20 protein-coding genes and 1 pseudogene are annotated in these 19,929 nt (G+C 71.2%); 8 read left to right on the forward strand and 13 right to left on the reverse strand.

The window, feature by feature from the left end; translation table 11 throughout:
• Positions 1–10: 10 nt before the first annotated feature.
• The 4 genes and pseudogenes from AB0B98_RS01155 to map form a co-directional block, all read right to left on the reverse strand.
• On the reverse strand, positions 11–811 hold the full coding sequence (locus AB0B98_RS01155) for an FkbM family methyltransferase (protein WP_357359790.1): 801 nt from the start codon (positions 809–811) through the stop codon (positions 11–13).
• 34 nt (positions 812–845) lie between these two features.
• The gene (locus AB0B98_RS01160; protein ID WP_357359792.1) at positions 846–2,501 is read right to left on the reverse strand and encodes a sulfatase-like hydrolase/transferase; all 1,656 of its coding nucleotides are present in this window, start codon (positions 2,499–2,501) and stop codon (positions 846–848) included.
• Positions 2,502–2,794: 293 nt separating this feature from the next.
• A pseudogene (locus tag AB0B98_RS01165) lies at positions 2,795–3,469 on the reverse strand (CDP-alcohol phosphatidyltransferase family protein); the annotation flags it as partial.
• A gap of 185 nt (positions 3,470–3,654) precedes the next feature.
• Positions 3,655–4,428 (reverse strand): type I methionyl aminopeptidase, encoded by a 774-nt coding sequence (map, locus tag AB0B98_RS01170; protein ID WP_357359795.1) that lies wholly within the window; start codon positions 4,426–4,428, stop codon positions 3,655–3,657.
• Between the two features lie 65 nt (positions 4,429–4,493).
• Between map and AB0B98_RS01175 the strand changes: the two genes are divergently transcribed.
• Entirely contained in the window at positions 4,494–4,796 is a 303-nt protein-coding gene (locus tag AB0B98_RS01175; protein ID WP_238669477.1) for a helix-turn-helix transcriptional regulator, read from the forward strand.
• 182 nt (positions 4,797–4,978) lie between these two features.
• Positions 4,979–5,842, forward strand: a complete 864-nt coding sequence (locus AB0B98_RS01180) for an aldo/keto reductase (RefSeq protein ID WP_357359797.1) — start codon at positions 4,979–4,981, stop codon at positions 5,840–5,842.
• A gap of 59 nt (positions 5,843–5,901) precedes the next feature.
• Here AB0B98_RS01180 and AB0B98_RS01185 read toward each other — a convergent pair whose 3' ends face one another.
• Both AB0B98_RS01185 and AB0B98_RS01190 read right to left on the reverse strand, forming a co-directional pair.
• Positions 5,902–7,074, reverse strand: coding sequence for a beta-propeller fold lactonase family protein (locus AB0B98_RS01185; RefSeq protein WP_357359800.1), 1,173 nt, complete (start codon positions 7,072–7,074; stop codon positions 5,902–5,904).
• A 200-nt stretch (positions 7,075–7,274) separates the two neighbouring features.
• Positions 7,275–7,943: a class I SAM-dependent methyltransferase gene (locus tag AB0B98_RS01190; RefSeq protein ID WP_357359802.1), complete on the reverse strand. Its 669-nt coding sequence runs from the start codon at positions 7,941–7,943 to the stop codon at positions 7,275–7,277.
• A gap of 61 nt (positions 7,944–8,004) precedes the next feature.
• On the opposite strand from AB0B98_RS01190, the gene AB0B98_RS01195 reads away from it, so the two are divergent.
• Positions 8,005–8,643, forward strand: coding sequence for a helix-turn-helix domain-containing protein (locus AB0B98_RS01195; RefSeq protein ID WP_357359805.1), 639 nt, complete (start codon positions 8,005–8,007; stop codon positions 8,641–8,643).
• Positions 8,644–8,661: 18 nt separating this feature from the next.
• Here AB0B98_RS01195 and AB0B98_RS01200 read toward each other — a convergent pair whose 3' ends face one another.
• The gene (locus AB0B98_RS01200) at positions 8,662–9,411 is read right to left on the reverse strand and encodes a glyoxalase (protein WP_357359807.1); all 750 of its coding nucleotides are present in this window, start codon (positions 9,409–9,411) and stop codon (positions 8,662–8,664) included.
• Positions 9,412–9,577: 166 nt separating this feature from the next.
• On the opposite strand from AB0B98_RS01200, the gene AB0B98_RS01205 reads away from it, so the two are divergent.
• From AB0B98_RS01205 to AB0B98_RS01220, 4 genes are read left to right on the forward strand one after another with little or no spacing between them, the layout of a single operon-like run.
• Positions 9,578–10,504: a hypothetical protein gene (locus AB0B98_RS01205; RefSeq protein ID WP_357359809.1), complete on the forward strand. Its 927-nt coding sequence runs from the start codon at positions 9,578–9,580 to the stop codon at positions 10,502–10,504.
• A complete protein-coding gene (locus AB0B98_RS01210; RefSeq protein ID WP_357359811.1) occupies positions 10,501–10,953 on the forward strand; it encodes an ABA4-like family protein in 453 nt (150 codons plus the stop codon). The genes AB0B98_RS01205 and AB0B98_RS01210 overlap by 4 nt, the downstream gene beginning before the upstream one ends.
• A gap of 5 nt (positions 10,954–10,958) precedes the next feature.
• Positions 10,959–12,200: a histidine kinase gene (locus tag AB0B98_RS01215; protein ID WP_357359813.1), complete on the forward strand. Its 1,242-nt coding sequence runs from the start codon at positions 10,959–10,961 to the stop codon at positions 12,198–12,200.
• Positions 12,197–12,823 (forward strand): response regulator transcription factor, encoded by a 627-nt coding sequence (locus AB0B98_RS01220; protein WP_238669486.1) that lies wholly within the window; start codon positions 12,197–12,199, stop codon positions 12,821–12,823. The genes AB0B98_RS01215 and AB0B98_RS01220 overlap by 4 nt, the downstream gene beginning before the upstream one ends.
• 3 nt (positions 12,824–12,826) lie before the next feature.
• Here the strand turns inward: AB0B98_RS01220 and AB0B98_RS01225 are convergent, their stop codons facing one another.
• Positions 12,827–13,543, reverse strand: a complete 717-nt coding sequence (locus tag AB0B98_RS01225; RefSeq protein ID WP_357359815.1) for a YoaK family protein — start codon at positions 13,541–13,543, stop codon at positions 12,827–12,829.
• A gap of 70 nt (positions 13,544–13,613) precedes the next feature.
• Between AB0B98_RS01225 and AB0B98_RS01230 the strand changes: the two genes are divergently transcribed.
• Positions 13,614–14,294 (forward strand): GntR family transcriptional regulator, encoded by a 681-nt coding sequence (locus AB0B98_RS01230; RefSeq protein ID WP_167457549.1) that lies wholly within the window; start codon positions 13,614–13,616, stop codon positions 14,292–14,294.
• Here the strand turns inward: AB0B98_RS01230 and AB0B98_RS01235 are convergent.
• The 5 genes from AB0B98_RS01235 to AB0B98_RS01255 are packed head-to-tail and all read right to left on the reverse strand — an operon-like array spanning position 14,291 to position 19,929.
• On the reverse strand, positions 14,291–16,081 hold the full coding sequence (locus tag AB0B98_RS01235; RefSeq protein WP_357359818.1) for a gamma-glutamyltransferase family protein: 1,791 nt from the start codon (positions 16,079–16,081) through the stop codon (positions 14,291–14,293). The genes AB0B98_RS01230 and AB0B98_RS01235 overlap by 4 nt on opposite strands.
• The gene (locus AB0B98_RS01240; protein WP_112589347.1) at positions 16,078–17,079 is read right to left on the reverse strand and encodes an oligopeptide/dipeptide ABC transporter ATP-binding protein; all 1,002 of its coding nucleotides are present in this window, start codon (positions 17,077–17,079) and stop codon (positions 16,078–16,080) included. Before AB0B98_RS01240 ends, AB0B98_RS01235 begins: the two co-directional genes overlap by 4 nt.
• Positions 17,076–18,092: an ABC transporter ATP-binding protein gene (locus AB0B98_RS01245; RefSeq protein ID WP_357359821.1), complete on the reverse strand. Its 1,017-nt coding sequence runs from the start codon at positions 18,090–18,092 to the stop codon at positions 17,076–17,078. Before AB0B98_RS01245 ends, AB0B98_RS01240 begins: the two co-directional genes overlap by 4 nt.
• Complete coding sequence (locus AB0B98_RS01250; RefSeq protein ID WP_091399349.1) at positions 18,089–18,976, reverse strand: ABC transporter permease; 888 nt, start codon at positions 18,974–18,976, stop codon at positions 18,089–18,091. Before AB0B98_RS01250 ends, AB0B98_RS01245 begins: the two co-directional genes overlap by 4 nt.
• Complete coding sequence (locus tag AB0B98_RS01255) at positions 18,973–19,929, reverse strand: ABC transporter permease (RefSeq protein ID WP_238669491.1); 957 nt, start codon at positions 19,927–19,929, stop codon at positions 18,973–18,975. The genes AB0B98_RS01250 and AB0B98_RS01255 overlap by 4 nt, the downstream gene beginning before the upstream one ends.

The following is a 19,929-nucleotide window of genomic DNA, read 5'->3' on the forward strand; positions in this document are numbered from 1 at the left end:
TCGGGTACGGCTACGGCGTGGTGATGGTCTGCCTGTCGCGCGCCACGCAGTACACGTCGCCGGAGTTCGCGGAGTGCGGCAGGTCGCGCAGGTGCGTCGCCAGATCGGTCGCTGACATCCAACGTCGGAACGTCATCGACTTGTCGTCGCCCACCGCGACGTCGAACCCGTCGAAGCCCAGCGCGGTCAGGCGATCGAGACACCTGTCGGCGACCGCACGCGCGATGGTGGTGAACTCGAACGACAACGCGGGCAGCGGGCGGCTCAGGCCGGCCAGCACCTCGTCCTCGAAACCCTCAACGTCGATCTTGGTGAAGGTCGGCACGCCGTACGTCTCGATCAGGGCGTCGACGGTGACCACCGCGACCTCGATGTCGGTGTCCCACACCTCGCCCTCCCATCCGCCCGCGCCCCTCGCGGCGCGGACGAAGTCCGGTGAGGCGGTCGAGACGGTGGGGTTGGCGGAGTTGACGTGCAACCGGGTGCGCCCAGAGAGCGCGCCACACGCTGCGTCCACAACTGTCACCTTGTCGTCGTCGGCGTAGATCGCCCGCAGGGCGCGCAGACACAGCGGCTGCGGTTCCACAGCGACGACCCGGGCACCGAGGCGACGGAAGCTGGCGATGTGGTCGCCCACGTGGGAGCCGATGTCGAAGACGAGGTCCCCGCCGCTGACGAAGCGGGAGTAGAACGCGTCCATCCTCGCGTCCCGCTCGGGATCGCCGTAGTAGACGTCCAGCGACCGGTGCAGCAGCGACAGGGTCGGGTCGGTCCGGAGGGCGGCGATCCTGGTGTCGGTGGTAGCCGTCATCTGTCTGGGGTCCAGTCCGTGAGAGGTGGCCGGGTTACGGTCCGAAAGCGGTCAGGAACCGGTCCCGGAAGGCGTCCATCCGCCAGACCGGCGCCTGCGGCCCGGGCTTCAGCCCGTCCTGCCAGCCCCACCCGGAGATCCGGTCCAACACGGCCCGGTCCCGGGTGATGATCGAGATCGGGACGTCGTGGCTGGCGTTCTCGCCGGTGACGACAGCGGCTGGTTGGTGGTCACCGAGGACGATGAACACGAGGTCGTCGTCTCCGTAGGTCCGCACGTAGGAGATGAGCGCGCCGAGGGTGTACTCGATGGACTTTCGGTAGTCCGCCCGGATCTGGGCGGTGTTGCGGCGCTTGTCGTCCGACCTGCCCACGCCGACCCCACGGTAGACCCCGCCGTCGCCGACGTCGGCCCAGTCGAGCAGCGGCGGGACGGGCGTCCAGGGGGCGTGACTCGACACCAGTGCCAGCTCGGTCATCACATTGCCGTCGCGCTTCGCCTGCTCCAGGCGCTGCCAGCTGGCCAGGGTGTACTGGTCGGGCGGGGTGCCGAAGCTGAACTTCGGGCCACGGTACGCGAGCTTCCTGGCGTCGTAGAACCGGTCGTAGCCGAAGAAGGAACCCTCCGGCCAGGCTCTGGTGACGGCGGGCATCACGCCGACGGTCTGCCAGTTCGCCCGTCGGAAGGCGCCGTTGAGGGTCATCCGGTCACTGGCCAGCAGGGTGCGGTGCCGCTGGTCGTTGTCGATCCAGAGGCCGGAGAGCAGCGTGTCGTGCGCGAGCCAACTGCCGCCACCGAAGGTCGGCGAGGTGAGGAAGCCGCTCTGCGCGGCGAAACCCGCCGCGCTCAGCTCGCTGGTGCCACTGTCGAGCACCGCACCGACCTGCGGCGCGAACTCCGGGTCCTCGACGGCGTCCCGACCGTAGCTCTCCACGAAGGCGACGACCACGTTCTTGCCGCGCAGCGCGGTCAGTAGCTGGTCACCGGGGGTGTCACCGTACCTGTCGGCCTCGATCAGCGCGCCGAACGTCTCGCGGTCGTCGAGGCGCAGGCGCACCTGGAAGCCGTGACCGTTGGCCAGTGTGGTCGCGGACGTGTCGGCGACCGGCACGCCCTCGACCACCCGCACGTTGAACGCGGCGCAGGCCACCCAGACGACTACCAGCGCGGCCACGATCCGGGTGGTCCCGGTGCGGTGCCGGACCACCAGCCGCCGCAGTCGTCGCATCGACAGGGTGACCAGTGTGGGCAGGCCCACGAGCACCACCGCCAGGGTGATGGCGACGCCGATGGCGGCGGGTCGACCGTACGACTCGCTGAGAAAGGCGAACCCCTCGTCGAGGAGCGCCCAGTCGAGCACCGGGTCGAACGCCCGGCTCAGCGCGGCGGTGAACCCCAGGTCGAGCAGCTTCAACAGGCCGAGCAGGCCGAGTGCCGCGCCGGCCACCGTCGCGACCAGTCGGCTGCCGCGAGCGGGCAGAGCGAGCAGGAGGGCCACTACCAGCAGCGCCTCCAGGGGGATCCGCGCGAACGCCGCCGGGCTGAGCCGGCCGAAGTCGTACGGCACGGTGAGGACGAGCAGGACGAGCAGCGCGGCCAGCACTGTCGTCAGCCGGGCGGCGACGGAGCGTCTCGGCCGTTCCTCGGCATCGGTGCCGTCGGCGGTCCCGCCGGAGGTTTCGCCAGTCATCGCCCTCCGTCCTTGGCTCGGCAGCTGCCGTACGCGCGTCAAGAGCGACAACCCGGGCATCCTTCCATGATCTTTGTTGGGCGCGGCGTCCGGGCGGCTCAGACGCGGGCGATCCCGCGTCGGGCCACCGTGACAGTGGGACGGTCCGACCACTGCAGCCCATCGGTCTGGCCCGGGGTCAGCTCGGCCAGGCCTGCTGCGGCCCTCGGGGTGCTGTGGCTCGCCGAGCTGGCCGGTTGGACAGTCGCGTCCGGGGCGCAGTGGATGACGGTGTGGCGGAGGTGCCGGGTCGTCCAGAGCCAGGCGACGTCACGCCCGAACGACTCGACAAGCAGTGCCACCGACGCCACGAGCACCACTGTCGTCAGCGGCGCGGGCAGGATGTCGGCCATCGCCACCGTCAACACCACGCCCTGGGTCGCGGCGACGACCTTGTTCCAGTACCGCGGCGGCGCGGATCCCCGCATCCACTCCAACACCCAGGTCGCGGCGCCGTAGAGGTAGCGCATCGCGCCGATCACGAGCACCCAGGCACCCACCGCGGGTGCCACGTGCAGGCAGAGCACCAGGACCAGGAAGGAGTCGATCTCCATGTCGAAGCGCGCGCCGAGTTCGCTGGTGGTCCCGGTGCGGCGGGCCGCGTACCCGTCCACGGCGTCGAGGGCCAACGCCACGCTGGTGAGGACGACCATCACTGTGACCGGCGCCGACCGGCCGAACGAGTCGGCGGCCAGGGCCGTCACGCCGCCGACGAGGATCGCCCGGCTCAGGGTCACCCGGTCCGCCGGGCTGAGCGCGCCCGCGCCCGAGCGGGACATCCCCCTGCTGAGCAGGGCGCACAGGACCATCCCGTACGCCAGACCCGCCACCCAGCCCGCCGTGCCCAGACCGACCGTCTCCGCCAGCACCGCCAGCAGGACGATCTGCACGAGCAGTCCGATGACCGGACCAGTTCGAACCGTTGACATCGTGCCTCCGTGACTCTGGTGGGTGACCCTGACCGTCATCACGGAAAATATGACCGATCGGTTCATTCTGAACGCGACCCGGCAGGGCGCCACGGAGGACGTGCCCCTTCGACGGGCGGTTAATCGCCCATCGTGGGTGGCCCGTCGTCGGCTCACCGATGAGGGCGTCGATCGTGCCGTACGGGTCAGGGCGTCGGCAGTGTGAGCACATCCGCACCGTCGTCGGTGATGGCGATGGTGTGCTCGCTGTGCGCCGTCCGGCAGCCCGTCGCGCTGCGGAGGGTCCAGCCGTCGGCATCGGTGACGAGCGTGGCGGTGTCCGCCATCACCCACGGTTCCAGCGCCAGCAGCAGCCCCGGGCGTAGCCGGTAGCCGCGACCGGGGCGCCCGGTGTTGGCGACGTGCGGGTCCTGGTGCATCGTCGATCCGACGCCGTGGCCGCCGAACTCGGTGTTGACCGAGTATCCCGCCGCGTTGAGGACCGAGCCGATCGCGTGGGAGATGTCACCGATGGGAACACCGGGGCCGGCGGCGGCGATCCCCGCCCGCAACGCGCGCTCGGTCGCGTCGATCAGCGCGACGCTCTCCGGTGGTCGGACGTCGCCGATCATGAAGCTGATGGCCGAGTCCGCGACGACCCCACGGTGGGAGACGGCGAGGTCGAGCGAGAGCAGATCGCCGTCGGCGAGCGGGTAGTCGTACGGCAACCCGTGCAGCACTGCGTCATTGACCGACGTGCAGATGTAGTGGCCGAACGGCCCCCGCCCGAAGGACGGCTCATAGTCGACGTAGCAGGACTGCGCCCCGGCTTCGGTGATCATGGCCTGCGCCCACCGGTCGATGTCCAGAAGGTTGGTGCCGACCACGCAGCGGCTCTTCAACGTCTGCAGGATGCCGGCGACCAGCGCGCCGGTGTCCTTCGCTCGCAGCACGTCGGTGGGGCTCAGGATCTCGATCATGCAGCGCCTTCCTCGGGCGACCAATAAGTATCCCGGCCATATTATCCCGGTACTAGAATCGGGACATGGTCAGGTTGCCGCTCACTCCCGAAGAGCTCGAACGCGGACAGCGCCTCGGCGCGCTCCTGCGTCGAGCCCGTGGAGAGCGTTCGATGCTCCTCACCGCGCTGGACGCGGGCGTCTCACCAGAGACCCTTCGAAAGATCGAGTCCGGCCGGATAGCCACCCCCGCCTTCCCGACCATCGCGGCGATCGCCGACGTCCTCGGCCTCTCCCTCGACGCCGTCTGGTCGGAGATCAACAAGCCGGACGGCGGTGCCGAACTGCCTCGACCGACGCGCCCCGCGCGCGAGCGGTTGGCCTCCTAGCGCGCGACGGCCTGTCGCCAGCGCCAAACGCGAATGCGGTCAGGATCCGTTTGAACCGCGGGCTGTCACTGTGCCGCCGGAAAAGCGCTTCCCACGATAGATAACCTAACAGCGATCCTTCCCGATCGGTATCGGGCAGACGCCCGACTGCGCAGGTCAGCGGCGGTGGCTAGGTTCGCCCAATGCCCACCACAATCAGTGCGGAATCCGCTGGCACCTGGACGCTCGGCGATCTCACCGTCAATCGGATCGGATTCGGCGCGATGCGCCTGACGGGTAGCGCCGGCGCGGCGAGCGACCGCGCGCGGGTCATCGGATTGCTACGTCAGGCGGTCGACCTCGGGGTGAACCACATCGACACTGCCGCGTTCTACTTCTCGCCGCTCCGGTCGGCCAACGAGTTGATCAACACGGCGCTGTCGCCGTACCCCGACGACCTGGTCATCACGACGAAGGTCGGACCGGGCCGCGACCCCTCGGGCGAGTGGCAGCCGCTGGCCCGGCCGGATCAGCTGCGTGGGCAGGTCGAGGAGAACCTGCGCCAACTCGGCCGCGACCAGCTGGATGTCGTGAACCTGCGCCAGGACGGGCTGGACTCGGTGGCGGAGCACTTCGGCGCGCTGGCCGAACTCCGTGACGCCGGCCTCATCCGGCATCTCGGCCTGTCCAACATCCGTCCGCACCACCTCGCGCAGGCGCAGGCGATCGCCCCGGTGGTCTGCGTGCAGAACACGTACGGTGTGGACACCCGACGTACGCAGGATCAGCTCGTGCGTACCTGCGGTGAACAGAACGTCGCATTCGTGCCGTTCTTCGCGATCGCCGGGGACCGACGTGAGACCGGCGGCGTGGCCGCCAACACGGCAGTGGAGGCCATCGCGCGCACGCACGGCGTGACGCCGGCACAGGTGCGGATCGCATGGACCCTCAGCCGCGGCCCGCACCTGCTGGCCATCCCCGGTACCGGCGACCCCGATCACCTGGTCGAGAACCTGGCCGCCGGGGCGCTGGTCCTGTCGCCTGACGAGTTGGCCAGCCTCGACTAGCGACCCCCGACAGGAGCTGGTCCCGGTCGACGAGCGACCGGGACCAGCGGGTGGCGTGCTCAGGAGGCGGCGATGCCCTCCATGCCGATGCCGTCGGTGAACTTCGGCAGACCCTCCACTGTGGTGACGAGCTTCAGAGAGCCGTCGTCGTTGACCTCGTAGCCCTGCACGTTGCCGGCGGTGGCGTTCTGCACGTACAGGAAGCCGTCGCTGGTGGTCATGTCGATCGACCCGCCGTTGGTGTCGGCGGCGACGTTCTTGACGATTTCCAGCTTGCCGTCGTCGTTGACCCGGTAGGAGCTGATGGTGGAGCTGCCGGCGTTGGCGACGAAGAAGTAGTCGCCGACGCGCTGGATCCAGCACGGCGCCTGCTGGCCGTTGGGCACCGACGGGCCGACCTGGTCGAGTGCGCCGTCGTCCTCCAGCTCGAACCGGCTGACCGCGTTAGCGCCCGACTCGGTGACCAGCAGCGAGTCCTCGGTGTCGAAGGTGAAGCCGAACGGGGTGTTGCCCGCGTCGCTGATGACGGGGTTGCGGGACAGTTCGCCGTGGCGACCGATCTCGTAGCTGAACATGACGTTGGCGCCCTTGGTGGACACCAGCACGAACTCGCTGTCCGGGTCGATCTTGACCTGGGCCGGGGCGGTTCCGAACGCGGGCGGGTTGCCGTTGTGCAGCCCGAGCGACCGGTTGGCGTCCTCGATCCGGGACAGCCGCCCCTTGTGCAGCTCGAAGCCCTGCACCGAACCCTCGCCGCCGGCGTTGAGCACGTAGACGAGGTCACCACGGGCCGCGACGCTGACCGGCAGGAGACCACCGGACCAGATGACCTGGAGCTTGTGCAGCCGGGTGCCCTCGACGCGGAAGACCGTCACGGTGTTGCTGCCGGCGTTCACCGCGAACAGCAGCCCCTTGTGGTAGGTCAGGGAACCCTGCGAGGCCAGCGCGTCGAGTGGCGCGCCGATGGTGAAGCCGCCCAGCCCGCCGGTCTCGTACTCGCCGGCCTTGGTGAGACGGCCGTCCTCGTCGCGGTCGTACACCTTGATGGTGTTGCCCTCGGCCTTGTTGGTCTGGACGAAGACCGCGCCCTCGTCGCCGTGGTGGTGATCACCCCCCTTGCGGTCGTCGTGGTACCCAGGGCCGCCGCCATCGGCGAAGGCGGTCCCCGGGATCGATCCGACGCTGGTCAGGCCTGCCAGGAGGGCTGCCGCGAGCGCGACGCTGCGCTTCATCTCTGACTCCTTATGCACCCGAAGGGAGGAATACGAGTTTTCCTCCCCTTCAAAAGGTATCGGAGCAGCTAGGCGGGTTGGCCTTACTTACCCTAAAGCGGTAATTTCGTGCCGTTCTGTGGAATCCCCGGACGGGCAGGCGGACGTTGCCCTACGGCGAAGCGGACCTTCGGCGCGTCAGGGCGAAATTCCGCAGGGTGCTAGGCGTCGCGGCGCAGCGTGAACCAGAAGGTCGGCACCGAGTTGGTGCCCGGCGTGACGTCGATCAGTTCCCAGCCGGTGAACCTGGCCCGGAGCTCGTCGGCGGTGACACCCGCCGCCCACGAGGTGACCTCGGGGATCGGACTGCCGAGCGGCTCGGGGCCGTACCCGAACATCAGCAACAGCGCTCCGGGGGCGGCGCGCTGGGTGAGCCCAGCCGCGTAGGCGTCGCGGCGGTGCAGTGGGACCCCGCAGTAGCAGCTCAGGTCGAAGAACAGGTCGAAGGGGCCTGGCAGGTCCAGCTCGTCGAGGCGGGTGGCGTCTCCGTGCAGCAGCCGTACGGCCACTCCCGCCGCCGCGGCCTTCTCCCTGGCCTGGTCGACGGCGCGGTCGATCAGGTCGACGGCCGCCACGTCCCAGCCGTGCCGGGCGAGGTAGGTGGCGTTGGTCCCCGTGCCGCAGCCGAGTTCGAGGGCGCGGCCGGGCGGTAGTGCGCCGCGCCCCTCCACCAGGTCGATCAGCTCGGGCGGCGTCACGCCGGTGTCCCACGGTGGCTTGCCGGTGCGGTAGTAGCCCTCCAGCGCGCGGTGGACGGACTCCTCCTCCGTGTCGCGCCGCGTCGAGGCCAGGTCCGGTCCCGGGTTCGGGGTGACGTGGGGCTGGTTCATCGTCTCCTCCATGAATTTAGAGTGCAACTCTAGCGACTGACTCTAAAGGTAGGCTCGCAATATGGACAGAGTCAAGCGGCCTGACAAGCGAGCCGAGCGCTCCCGCCGCACCCGTGAGAAGGTCGTCGAGGCGGCTCGCGAGCTGTTCGTCGCGCAGGGCTACGGGGCGACGAGCCTGCAGGAGGTCGCGGACCGGGCGGGCGTGGCCGTCCAGACTGTCTACTTCGTCTTCCGCAACAAGCGCACGCTGTTCAAGGACGTCGTCGATACGTCCATCGCCGGGGACACCGAGCCGGTCGCCACAATGGATCGGGAGTGGTTTCGCGCCGCTTGCGCCGAGCCCACCGCAGCCGGGCAATTGCGCGCGCACGTCCACGGCACCCGCGAGATCCTGGGCCGGGTCGCCCCGATCATGCCGCTGATCGCGGCTGCCGCAGCCACCGACCCGGAGATCGCCGCACAGTGGCCGGACGGCCCCGACCCGCGTTACACGGTGCAGTACGCGGCGGCCGAAGCCCTGGTCGGCAAGCCCGACACCCGTCCCGGCCTCTCCGTCGAGATGGCGGCGGACCTGCTGTTCGGCCTGCTCAGCCCGCAGCTCTACCTGATCTTCGTCCGGGACCGCGACTGGTCACCGGACGCGTGGGAAGAGTGGGCCCGCACCGCCCTGACCTCCCAACTCTGCGCCGACGGCGGGTGAGGCGCGGGAGGTCAGGGGTCAGCGCGGGTCGGGCCACCACGGTTCGAGGAGGGTGGGGTCGGCGACGTACTGCGCCACCTGCGTCCGCTGCTCCGGGGTCAGGGACAGCGCCCGGAGCAGGGCACCCCACTCGGGCACCCGGTCGGCCTTGTCCAACGCGGTTGCCAGCTCGATCAGGCCGACCAGCGCCGTCGCCCGCTCGACCACCGGGGCGTCGTCGGCGCGGCGGCGAATCCCCGAGTCGAGCGCCCGGTAGGCCGCCCGGTCGTCCATCTTGAACTCGCGCAGGATCCGCGCGTTGTCGAGCACCCGGGCCAGCCCGTCAAGCTCCTTCGACCCGCCGTACTCCACCTCCATCGGCTCGTCCCGCTGGATGAAGACGATGGTGTTGCCCGACGGGTCGACGATGCTGAACCGCGACGCCCCGGCGCGGTAGCGGGTCATCCGGGGAAGGCCCTTGACGAGCACCTTGCCGTAGCTGCGGCGCATCGCCTCGGTGAACACCGCGTGGTACGACGCCACCGCGTCCACCATCACCAGGCAGCCGCCGGAATGCTCCTTCGCCGGGTCCAGGTCCTTGGGCGCCGGGCCGTAGTGCAGCTGGAACCCACTCCAGGTGAAGGCCAGGTACACGTACGGCTTGAGCTGCTCGTAGGCCACCTCGAACCCCAGCGCCCGCCAGAACGCCAGGGTCTCCTCCGGGGCCGGGCAGTGCAGCAGCGGCACTGTGGTCTCGTTCGGTTGGACACGGTCCGCATTGGTCGTCATCGTCGATCCCCGTCCGGTCGGCAGGCCGGCCATTGTGCCAGCATCACCGAGCGACCTCGACGGGTTTCGTCTCCTACCCAGGGAGGAGGCGGGCTCCGACCAGCGGCCGCAACCGGGGCTCGGGGTCGGACGCGATCGGCGGGCGTGGCTACGAACATCTACAGACATGACTACCGTTGTGCGCCGGGCGACGCGCTGGAACCGCCCACTGATGTTCCTGGTATCCGTGATGGCGGTGCTCGGCGTCGTCGCCGTCGTCGGCATCCTCGTCGACCCCCGCGTCCTGACCGGGGCGCCGATCTGGCTCAAGCCGTTCAAGTTCGCTGTGTCGTTCGTGCTGTACGGCGCGACGCTCGCCTGGATGCTCTCCCTGCTGCCGCGACGCAGCCGGGCCGTCGAGAGGGCGGTCGTCGTCATCGTCGCGGTGGCGGTCGTCGAGAACGCGTGGATCGTCGGTCAGGTGATACGCGGGCAGACCAGCCACTTCAACGACACCACACCCCTGAACACCGCGCTGTTCGCGGCGATGGGCGCGGCCATCATGGTGCTGTTCTTCGCGCACCTCGTCATCGGGATCGTGGTCCTGATCCAGCGGATCCCCGATCGGGTCGCCGCGACCGCCGTCGGGTGGGGGCTCGGCCTGTCCCTGCTGGGCATGCTCGCGGCGGTGCCGATGGCGCTGCCGATGCAGGACCCGGGGATCGAGGGGATCGGTGGGGCGCACAGCGTCGGCGTGCCCGACGGTGGGCCGGGGTTGCCCGTTGTCGGCTGGAGCACCACGGGCGGTGACCTGCGGATCGGGCACTTCGTGGGGCTGCACGCCCTCCAGGCTCTGCCGATCCTGGCGATCCTGCTGAGCCGGTTCGCGACGCGGTTGGACGAGCGCACCCGCGCCCGGCTGCTGGTCGTCGCGGGCGGCGCGTACGGCGTACTCACTGTGCTGTTGACCTGGCAGGCCCTGCGCGAACAGCCGTTGCTGCGGCCGGACGCCGTCACGCTCGCCGCGCTCGCGGCACTGGTGGTCGCGACGGCGAGCGCCACCGGCCTGGTGCTGGCCCGCCGACGTCGCCCGGAACTGGCGCTGGCCGCGTGACCGCGACGCTGTTCTCCCTGACGTTCGCGGTGGCCGCGCCGTTCTGGGCGCTGATGATCCTGCTGCCGCGCTGGTCGTGGACCGCCCGGATCATCGCCTCGCCGCTGATCGTGGCGCCGGTCGTGGTGATCTACGCGCTGCTGGTGCTGCCGGCGTTCGGCGACGTGCTGCCGGCAGTGGCGTCGCCGACCCTGGCCGGGGTACGCGACCTCCTCGGCACCTCCGCCGGGGCAGCGGCGGGTTGGGCGCACATGATCGCGTTCGATCTGTTCGTCGGGCGGTGGGCGTGGTTGGACAGCCGCGATCGGGGGGTGCCGGCGCTGGTGATGGCTCCGGTGCTGCTGCTGACCATCCTGCTCGGACCGCTCGGTCTGGCCGCGTACCTCGCGGTCCGGACCCGGTGGCGGCGGCCGGCGGCCGTCGCCACCGGCCCGCAGCACCTAGGCTGACCACCGTGAGCTGGCCGGGGCGACTGTTCGACATGCGGGACACGCTCGTGCGGATGGTGCTGCTCGACCTCGCCGGGCTGGGCTACCTGCTCTTCGTTCCGCACTCGACCAGCACTCCCACCACGACACAGTGGATCCTCGCGGCGCTCGCGTTCGCCGTGGCGCTGGCGGCGCACCGGCGACCGGTGGTCAACCTGGTGGCGCAGGCCGCCCTGCTGACTGTCGCGATCTGCCTGGTCGACGACTTCACCATCAACCAGGTTGGCGCGAGTTGGGCACTGCTCGAGATCACCATGCGGGCGCGCCGACCCCGGACCATCTGGCTGTCCGCCGCGCTGCTGGTCGTGGTGGACCTGACCGACTCGGTCGGCGACACGGCCCGCCAGGTCGCCTCGGGCGTCGTCGGCCTGGCCCTGGAGGTCGGCGTGCCGGTGCTGCTCGGCCTCGTCATCCGCGCCAACCGGGAGCTGAGTCGGCAGGCCGTGGAACGGGCCGTGGCCGAGCAACGCCAGCACGAGTCGGAGAGCCGCGCGGCCCGCGCCGACGAACGAAGCGCCATCGCCCGCGAGTTGCACGACGTCGTCGCGCACCATGTGGCGTCGATGGTGCTGCGGGTCGGCGTGGCCCGGCACGTGCTCACCGACCTGGACCCGCGGGTGGGCGAGGTCTTCGACGACGTGCACGGCACCGGCACCGCGGCCCTCGCGGAGCTGCGCCGGCTGGTCGCGGTGCTGCGCAACCCCGACGGGGTACGCGGCGACGCGGCGCTGACCGCCATCGAACCGTCCGCGCTGCCGGCGGCGATCGGCGCGTCCATCGACCGGGCCCGGCAGGCGGGTGTCACTGTGGAGGCCGATCTCGACCCGGCGATCGGTTCACTCGACGCGGTGCGCGGCATGGCGGTGCTGCGGCTGACCCAGGAGGCGCTGACCAACGTGGCCAAACACGTGGGGACGTCAGCGCTCGCGCATCTCGTGGTCGCTGTCCGGGACGGCTCCGTGCACTGGGAGGTCACCGACAACGGGCGCGACGGGGTGCCGGCGGGCGTGCCGGTCGGTGGCGGCCACGGCATCACCGGGATGCGCGAGCGTGTCGAGGTCCTCGGCGGCCGGTTGGAGGCGGGCCCGACCGGCACCGGATGGCGGGTACGGACCGTCCTTCCGGCAGTGGCCGCCGCCGCGCCGGTCGGGTCGGTGCCCCGCGAACGGGAGGCCCCGGCCGGGTCGCCCGCGCCGGAGCCGGCGTGATCCGGGTGCTGCTGGTCGACGACCAGCACCTCATCCGGGCCGGGCTGCGCATGCTCTGCGACGCCCAACCCGACATCGAGGTCGTCGGGGAGGCCGACAGCGGCCGGGAGGCGATTCCGCTGGCCGGGCGGCTGCTCCCCGACGTCGTCGTCATGGACCTGCGGATGCCCGGTGTCGACGGGATCACCGCGACCAGCCGGATCCTCGCCGAACGCCCCGCCACCCGAGTCCTGGTGCTGACCACGTTCGGCGACGACGACCACCTCTACCCCGCGCTGACCGCCGGAGCGTGCGGGTTCCTGCTCAAGGACGCGCCCCCGACCGAGCTGCTGGACGGCATCCGCCGGGCCGCCGTCGGTGACAGCCCGTTCAGTCCGGAGGTGCTGCGTCGCCTCGTGCAGCGCGCGGTGCACGCCCGCCCGGGGTCACCGCCGGCCCTGCCGGGCCTGACCGCCCGGGAACGGGACGTGCTCGACCTGGTCGCCGAGGGCCTGTCCAACACCGAGATCGCCGACCAACTCCACATCGGTGTCACCACCGTCAAGACCCACATCACCAGCCTGATGACCAAGACCGACAGCCCGAACCGGGTACGCCTGGCCCTGTTCGCTCGCGGCGTCTGACGCTCACGCCCGCATCCGCGCGGACACGGCGATGACGAGCACCAGCGGCACGATCAGCAGTGCCGGGGCGACGACCGGCAGGTGCACGGCGACAAGGGCGCCGACCGCCGCGCCGACCATGAGGGCCAGCAGCACCTGGGCCTTGGGGCGCAGGCTGGCCCACGGGCTGCGGGCGGCGACCCCGGCGATCAGGCTGGTGAGCGTGCCGGTCAGGTACGTGGAGGACAGGCCGGACACCCCGAAGCGTTGGATCGCGCTGCTCTGCACGCCCAGCGCGACCGCTGACAGCATCAGCAACGCCAGGTGGACAGCCGCGTCGGGGGTGTGCAGGGTGACCTCCCAGACGACGGCGAACACCACGAACACCGACAGCTCCAGGACCAGCGCCCAGGTGACCCGCCGGGGCCAGACCGGATCGTCGGGCTGTGCCGAGCCGACGACGCGGGCGCCCGCGAGGACACCGACGATGAAGCTGGCGATGGCGCATCCCGACGTCAGAGCCAGGTCGGCTTCGCCCCGGCCGGCCGAGAGCCCGAGCAGGACCATGTTGCCGGTCATCACGCTGGCGAAGGCGCCGCCGAGGGCGAGGAAACCGAGAGCGTCGGCGCTCCCGGTGAGGAAGGTGAGAACGACGACGAGCGCCTGCCGTCGCCGCAGCGGGCGCTCGTCTCGGCGCGGGGCGACGTGGGGGTGGGTGACGCGGGGCGCTGTGCTCGACACTGTCGGCCACCTTCCAATAATTGTTCTTCGTATACACTTTGTCCGGACACGTTCACGGAGAGGCAACCAGGTGGCTGAAGACCTACGGGACAAGCTCGGCGCGCAACACCTGCCGCTACGCGATCAGGTCCTCGCCGCGCTGCGGACCGCCATCATCGACGGCGACTACCTTCCCGGAGAACGGCTGACCGAGGACCGGCTCGCCGAGGACTTCGGCGTCTCCCGCAACCCCGTCCGGGAGGCGCTGCGCGTCGCCGAGGCGGAGGGGTTCGTCGTGATCCTCCCCCGCCGCGGAGCGGTCGTCGCCTCACCAAGCAGCGGGACCATCACCGACATGTTCGCCGTGCGCCAGCGGCTGGAGACACTGGCCGCCCGGCTGGCCGCCGAGCGGGCCACAGCGGCCGACGTGGCGTCCCTGCGCGCCCTGCTCGACCAGGGCCGCGAGGCGACACAGCGCCACGACCTGGCCCGCGTCGCCGAACTGAACAGCACGCTGCACCTGCGCATCCTCCAGATCAGCGGAAACCCCTGGCTGTCGTCGATCGCCAAGTCGCTCTACCTCCATGTCCAGTGGGTCTTCCGGCTCGGCGCGGCCGAACGCGCGCCACACTCGTGGGCCGAGCACATCCAACTCGTCGACGCCATCGAGTCGGGCGACGGTGACCGCGCCGAGCGGGCCGCGCTCGACCACCTCGACGCGGCATCCGCAGCGGCGTACGAGAACGCCGAAGGCGGCTACGGCGCCCGCTAACGACCGCACGCGTAGCCCTGCATCCCCCGGGGGTTCGCACCGGCCGCCAGCACGCCCGTCGCCGGATCACGGGTCACCGCGCAGAGCCGACCGAGGCTCCACCCGTCGGTGACCCGCACCTCGTGCCCGTACGCCCGCAGCGCCGCCAGCACACCCTCGTCGAGCCGGTCCTCCACCACCAGGACACCGGGCTCCATGTCGCGGGGATAGAACGACCCCGGCACGCTGACCGTGTGCCACGCCGGCGCGTCGATGGCCTCCTGAAGGCTCTGCCCACCGACGAGGTGCCGCAGCAGGAACGGCAACTGCCACTGGTCCTGCTGGTCGCCGCCGGGGGTGCCGCAGGCCAGCACCGGCTCGCCGTCGCGGTGCACCATCGTCGGGCTCAACGTGGTCCGCGGGCGGCGGCCCGGCGCCAGCGACGAGGCGAGGCCCTCCTCCAGCCAGAACATCTGCAACCTGCTGCCCAGCGGAAAGCCCAGCTCCGGAATCGTCGGGGAACTCTGCAACCAGCCGCCGCTGGGGGTGGCGGAGATCATGTTGCCCCACCGGTCGACCACGTCCACGTGACAGGTGTCGCCCCGGGTGACCCCGTCAGACTGGACCGTCGGCTCTCCCGTCGTGGCATCCGTCGGCCCGGTACGCCGACCGGCACCGGGTCGGACGTGGGCGGGCAGGCGCGGCTGCGCCCCGTCCGGGTGCCCCGGCCGCAACTCCGCCGACGCGCGATCGCCGATCAGGGCGGCCCGCTCCCTGGCGTACTGCGGCGAGAGCAGCGCCTTGGCGGGCACGTCGGCCCCGTCGCCGTACCAGGCCTCCCGGTCGGCGAAGGCGAGCTTGAGCGCCTCGACCTGGGCGTGCACGCCCGCCGCGGTCGCCGGGTCGTACGCGCCCGGGTCGTCGAGCGCGTCCAGTGTGGCCAGGGACTCCAGCAGCACCGGGCCCTGACCCCAGAAACCGGTCTTCGCCACCGAGTAGCCGTGCCAGTCGAGGGTGGCGGGCGTCTCCCAGCTCGCCGAGTACGCGGCCATATCGTCGCCGGTGACCAGCCCGGCGTTCGGGCGGCCACTGGAGTCCTGGAACGGCCGCCGGCTGAACGCGTCGATCGCCTCGGCGACGAAACCCGTGCTCCAGGCCCGGCGGGCAGCCTCGATCTGGGCCTCCCGGTCGGCACCGGCCGCCCGTCCCGCCTCGACGAGTCGGCGCAGGGTGTCCGCGTACGCCGGGTTGGTGACCAACTCCCCCGCGGCCGGCGGTCGGCCGCCGCGCAGCCAGAGCGCGGCGGAGGTGGGCCAGTGTTCCTCGAACAACGACCGGACGGCCGCCACCGTGTCACCGATCCGGCCCACCAGCGGGTGCCCGGCGGCGGCGTAGCCGATCGCCGGCTCCAGCACCTCGGCGAGGGTGAGCGTGCCGTGCTCGCGCAGCAGCAGGAGCCAGGCGTCCACCGCGCCGGGCACGGCCGCCGCGAGCGGCCCGGCGCCCGGGATGAGGTCCATTCCGAGGGACCGGAAATGCGCGATGGTGGCACCGGCCGGGGCCGGGCCCTGCCCGCACAGCACCTTCGGTCGGGGGTCCCGTGCGGTGGCAACGATGGCCGGCACCTCGCCGCCCGGCCCGTTCAGGTGCGGCTCGACGACGTGCAGGACGAACCCGGCGGTGACCGCGGCGTCGAAGGCGTTGCCCCCGCGTTCCAGGATGCCCATCGCCGACTGGCTGGCGAGCCAGTGGGTGGAGGACACCATGCCGAAGGTGCCCTGCAACGTGGGTCGGGTGGTGAACGTCATGACAACACCTCACTGGGATCTGCGGTACGAACGTCGGGACCGGTGCCGTCCGGCCGGACCAGGTGACACGCGGCCATGCCGTCGCCGATGGCGGTCTGCGCCGGCACCTCCGTCGCGCACCTGTCGAAGGCGAGCGGGCACCGGGTCCGGAACCGGCAGCCGGACGGCGGGTCGAGCGCGGACGGCAGGTCGTCACCGAGCAGCACCGGCTGACGGTGGCGCTGACGCACCGGGTCGGCCACCGGCGCGGCGGAGAGCAGCGCCTGCGTGTACGGGTGTGCGGGGCGGGCGAAGATCCGCTCGCGGCTGCCGGTCTCGACCAGTTGACCGAGGTACATGACAGCGATGTCGTCGGCCAGGTACTCGACAGCGGACAGGTCGTGGGTGATGAAGAGGCAGGCGAACCCGATGTCGCGTTGCAGGTCGGCGAGGAGGTTGAGCACCGACGCCTGCACTGACACGTCGAGCGCGCTGGTGGGTTCGTCGGCGATGAGCAACATGGGCTCGGAGATCAGGGCCCGCGCGATGCTGACGCGTTGGCGTTGCCCGCCGGACAGTTCGTGGGGGTAGCGGCGGGCCACCTCGGCGCGCAGGCCCACCCGTTCGAGTTGGGGGGCGACGCGGGCGTCCCGCTCGCGCCGGGAGATCCGCTTGCCGGCCAGCCGCAGCGGCTCGGCCACGATCTCGCCCACCAGCATGCGCGGGTCCAGTGACGCGGCCGGGTCCTGGAAGACGATCGACACCGCGCCGCGATGGGGACGCAGCCGCCGTCGGGACAGGTGGGTGACGTCGGTGCCCGCGATCCGGACGGTTCCCGCTGTCGGCTCGACGAGCCGCACCACGCATCGGCCCACTGTCGACTTCCCGGAACCGCTCTCGCCCACCAGGGCCGTGACCCGGCCTCGCGGGATGGTCAGTGACACCCCGTCCACGGCACGCACCGGGCCGAAGTGCATCACCAGGTCCGCGATCTCCAGGGCGTTCGGCTGCGGCGTCATCGGTTCGCCTCCTGAGCTGCCGTCGGTGCCGTCGCGCAGGGGTGCCAACAGGCAGCGACATGGTCGGTGCCACCGACGTCCTCCAACGGCGGGGCGGCGGCCCGGCACTGCTCGTCGGCGGCCGGGCAGCGATCCGCGAAGGTGCAGGCGTCGGGTTGGCTGGCCAGGACGGGCACCAGCCCGGGGATCTCGGTCAACCGGTCGGTGCCGGCGTGCCGGCCCGGCTGCGGTGACGCCGACAGGAGCCCGGCCGTGTACCGGTGCCGGGGCTGGGCGAACAGGTCCTCCACCGGCGCCCGTTCCACCACCCGGCCCGCGTACATGACGACGACGCGGTCCGCGATGTCGGCGATCACGCCGAGGTCGTGGGTGATGATGAGGACGCTCGTACCGAGCCGGTCGCGCAGGTCCCGCAGCACCTGGAGGATGCCGGCCTGGACGGTGACGTCCAGCGCGGTGGTCGGCTCGTCGGCCACCAGCACCTTCGGGCCGCAGGCCACCGCCATCGCGATCATCACGCGCTGCCGCATGCCACCGGAGAGCTGGTGCGGATAGCTGTCGACCCGCTGGGCTGCGGACGGGATCCCGACGAGCGTCAACAGCTCGACGGCGCGGGCCCGCGCCGCCCGTCGGGACATCCGTTCGTGGACCTGGAGCACCTCCGCGATCTGCCGCCCGACGCTGAGCACCGGATTCAACGACGTCATCGGCTCCTGGAAGATGTAGGCGATCTCCCGGCCCCGGACCCGGCGCAGTGCCGACTCGCGGGCCCCGACCAGTTGGGTGCCGTCCAGGCGGACCGACCCGGTGACCCGGGCGCTGCCCGGGAGCAGCCCCGCGAGGCTCATCGCTGTGACGCTCTTTCCGCACCCCGACTCGCCCACCATCCCGACGATCTCCCCGGCTGCGAGGTCAAGGCTGACCCCGTCGACCGCCGAGACGGTGCCGGTCTCGGTCGGGAACGACACCGACAGGTCGCGGATCTCCAACACGGGCGCGGAGGCGGTGGTCATCGCCGGTCTCCCTTCGGGTCGAGGGCGTCGCGCAGGGCGTCACCAAAGACGTTGAACGCCAGCGCCAGACCCATGATCACCACGCCGGGGAAGACGGCGGCCCACGGTGCGCGGGCGGCGAACTGCTGGGCGGTGGCCAGCATGGTGCCCAGACTGGGCGCCGGGGGTTGGATGCCGAGGCCGAGGAAGGACAGCACCGCCTCGCCGAGGATCGCGGCCGGGATGGCGACAGTGGCCTGCACCAGGATCACCGAGGTCGCGTTGGGCAGGATGTGCCGGGCCAGCACCCACAGGTCGCTCGCGCCGTCCACGACGGCCGCCGCGACGAAGTCCAGCGACTTGAGGCGAAGCGTGTCCGAGCGGACGACCCGGATCACCCCGGGGATCTGGGCGATGCCGATGGCCACCGCGGCGTTGCCGAGGCTGGCGCCCCGGATGGCCGCCAACCCCACCGCCATGATCAGAAACGGAAACGCCAGCAGCAGGTCGGTGAAGCGTGAGATCACCGCGTCCCAGGCCCGGAAGTAGCCGGCGGCCAGCCCGAGCGGCACCCCGATGACCAGTGACGTGGCCACCGCCAGGAGCCCGACCTGCAACGACGCCCGCGCGCCGAGCATGATGCGGGAGAGGACGTCCCGACCGAGGTCGTCGGTGCCCAGCAGGTGCCCGGCGGTGCCCGGAGGCGCGAACGTACGGGCGAAGTCGGTCTGGTCGACCGAATAGGGCGCCAGCCAGGGTGAGAGCAGCGCGATGACGCCCGCCAGCGCGAGCACGACGAAGCTCACCACGGCGAGCGGGTTGCGCCGCAGCCGCCGCAGCACCCGGGTACGCCGGGTGATGCTGGCGGTGCCGGTCTCCGCCATCGGTACGGTGAGGACGGTCATGCCGGATCTCCCGTCACCCGGATGCGTGGATCGATGACCGAGTAGAGCAGGTCCACGAAGAAGTTGATCACGATGTAGGCAGCCGCGGTGAGCAGGACGACGGCCTGGATCACCGGGTAGTCCCGTTGGAAGACCGCGTCGATCGTCATCTTGCCGAAGCCCGGCAGCCCGAAGATCTGTTCGGTGACCACCGCGCCGGAGATCAGCCCGCCGAGTTGGAGACCCACGACGGTCACCACCACGATGAGGCTGTTGCGCAGGGCGTGCCGGGTGATGACGGCGCGCGGTCGCAGGCCCTTCGCCTTCGCCGTGCGCACGTAGTCGGAGGAGAGCGAGTCAAGCATCGCCGACCTGGTCTGCCGCATGATGATCGCGGCCAGGCCGGTGCCGAGGATCACCGCCGGCAGGACGATGTGGTGCAGGTTGTCCACGGGGTCCTCCAGGATCGGCACGAAGCCGGAGGCGGGGAAGAGCCCGGTCGCCACTGACAGGTAGAGGATCGCCAGCAGCCCCAGCCAGAAGTGCGGCACCGACAGGCCGATCAGGGCCAGGCCGTTGGCGAGCCACTCCGCCGGGCGTCCACGACGGACCGCCGCGAGCACCCCGGCGCCGACGCCCAGCGCCGCCGCGATGAGGATCGCCAGGACGGACAGCTCGACTGTCACCGGCAGGGCGGTCGTGAGCATCGACGAGACCGGCGTGCCGGTGCGGATGGACACCCCGAAGTCGCCCTGTGCCATGCGCTCCACGTACTGGGCGAACTGCACCGGCAGCGGCTGGTCCAGCCCGTAGTGCCGCCGGATGGCCTCCAGGGCCTCCGGCGACCGGTCCTCGCCGGCCAGGGCGAGGGCCGGGTCGCCGGGCAGCGCCCGTACGCCGACGAAGACCACTATCGTCGACATCAGCAGGGTCAGCGCCGACTGCCAGGCGCGGGTGAGCAGATAGCGGGCCAC

The organism is Micromonospora sp. NPDC048947 (assembly GCF_040649495.1).
GTDB classification, from domain to species: Bacteria; Actinomycetota; Actinomycetes; order Mycobacteriales; family Micromonosporaceae; genus Micromonospora; species Micromonospora alfalfae.